We start from the raw sequence: 2189 nt of genomic DNA, 5'->3' as shown, positions 1-2189 counted from the left end.
CCATGCCGAACTCAGTAGTGAAACGAAACAGCGCCGATGATAGTGTAGCATTTGCTATGTGAAAGTAGGACATTACCAGGCTTCAAATTCAGTCGAAGGACTTTAAGCTTAATAATTAAAATAAGAAAATTGAAAAGAATTTTCTTGGTGACAATAGCGTTTTGGACCCACCTGACTCCATGCCGAACTCAGTAGTGAAACGAAACAGCGCCGATGATAGTGTAGCATTTGCTATGTGAAAGTAGGACATTACCAGGATTTAATTAAGAGAAACCCGTTACAGCAATGTAACGGGTTTTTTGTTTTTTGAAATTAGTAGAACTCTGCACACTTAGATAAGACACGGTTAGTGAGATTTTAGCATTTTCACTGTGACTCTCCACTGCTGTGGCACTACGACATCCTACTGCGTAGCGTACCGATTTCACGTTGTATAGAGTCCGAATTTAACGATTCGGCTTTTTTTATGTATGCAGAAAAGTGAAAACGCGCAATTAAAACACACTCACAGCAACACCCATCACGTAGGTCGGGAGAGCGTAGCAACTCGCGATGCTAAAATCACATAAAACCCCTGCTCGACAATGGATGTGTAGCATTTGCACTGCGACTCTCCACCGCTGTAGGCGCTACGACATTACCAAGATTTAATTTAGAGAAACCAGATACAGTAATATGACGGTTTTTTCTATTTAAATTTAGTAAAATCTCACCGTTAAATTCGACAACAAAACTAGGTGTGATTATTCTCGCGTGCTAAAATTCAATTTTTATGAATGACGATATAGAGGTCTAGATTGCCTACAGCTGATTACCAAAAGGTGCTTGATGAAATAGCATATGAAGTACGCCCTTTATTAGCACAAGGGAAAGTAGCTGATTATATTCCGGCGCTTGCCGAGGTTAATCCGGAGCAATTTTCTATCGCTATTTATACAACTGATGGTGAAACTGTGTGTGCAGGGGATTGTTATCAACGCTTCACTATTCAATCAGTTTCTAAAGTTATGACACTTACTATGGCACTACAGCGTTATGGTGATGAACTTTGGCATAGAGTCGGAAAGGAACCCTCAGGTACAGCTTTTAACTCGCTTACACAGCTTGAGTTTGAAAAGGGGATACCTCGCAACCCATTCATCAATGCGGGTGCGATTGTAACCTGTGATGCATTATACAGCCGCTTATCCGCTCCAATGCATTCTATGCTCGAAACCTTCAGGTTGTTAGCTGGTAATAGAGGGATAGTGATTGATAAAAAAGTTGCTAACTCTGAGTATGAATTCAGGCATCGCAATGCCGCGATGGCACATTTAATGAAGTCGTTTGGTAATTTTGAAAATGAAGTTGATGATGTTTTATGGTCTTACTTTAATTTTTGTTCTATAGAGCTTAATTGCATTGAATTAGCTAAAGCTTATAATTTTTTAGCTAATAAAGGTGTTGATAATCGATCGGGTAATCGTGTTTTAAGTAGTCGTCAAAACAAGCAGCTAAATTCGCTTTTATTTACAAGTGGTTTATATGATGCTGCGGGTGATTTTGGTTACAGAGTGGGTATGCCTGGTAAGTCGGGAGTGTCTGGAACTATTTTAGCTGTGTTACCAAATAAGTTTACTGTCGCTGTTTATTCTCCGGGACTTAATTCGTTTGGTAATTCGGTTGCAGGAATTGCAGCGCTGGAACTGCTATCTAAAAAGCTCGATATTTCTATTTTTTAGGAAATCGATAGGGAGCAATAATTGCTCCCACCGTTATTTACTGTTCCCAATAAACTTGTTCTAAGCAGTCTTCGCGTTCTGGTAAGCCTCGAGATAGGCGAGGAGAATGCTGAACTAATACTTCATAGCTCGCTCGGTTAGCATATTTACTAATTTGCGATAGTGACGAGTAAGTAATAGCTTGTTGCTGATGTTTAGCTGAGTTTGCCACATTAAGTTTATGGTAAACATTCGCTGACAAATCATGAAGCACAGCCGCAAGTGCACAATCGCCTGCACCATTGGTGTTTTTGATTGAATCAGGTCCACCCATAAATGGGGCCGTATGACTATATGCTCTGATAGGCTCGTCACATTCATCTTTACGCATAGCACGTGAAAATTCGTAACGGTTAAAATCAGGTATGGCGCCCGGTAGTAATGGGTATTCAGTTTCACGCTTTAAGCTTTCGTCAACGTAGCCTGCCA

At 40.4% G+C, this 2189-nt stretch carries 1 protein-coding gene, 1 rRNA gene and 1 pseudogene (1 of these 3 cut by a window edge); 2 read left to right on the top strand and 1 reads right to left on the bottom strand.

The genetic code is table 11. The annotated features are described in order from the left end of the window. Positions 1 to 143 precede the first annotated feature (143 nt). Both rrf and glsB read left to right on the top strand, forming a co-directional pair. Positions 144 to 258, top strand: a 5S ribosomal RNA gene (rrf, locus tag L656_RS0109025). A 539-nt stretch (positions 259 to 797) separates the two neighbouring features. Then, positions 798 to 1721, top strand: coding sequence for a glutaminase B (glsB, locus tag L656_RS0109020; protein ID WP_024598964.1), 924 nt, complete (start codon positions 798 to 800; stop codon positions 1719 to 1721). Between the two features lie 37 nt (positions 1722 to 1758). Here glsB and L656_RS0109015 read toward each other — a convergent pair. Beyond that, positions 1759 to 2189, bottom strand: a pseudogene (locus L656_RS0109015) (inosine/guanosine kinase); it runs 823 nt beyond the window's last position.

The organism is Pseudoalteromonas sp. TAE56 (assembly GCF_000497955.1).
GTDB lineage: Bacteria > Pseudomonadota > Gammaproteobacteria > Enterobacterales > Alteromonadaceae > Pseudoalteromonas.
This window is presented reverse-complemented; position numbering and strand designations above follow the sequence as displayed.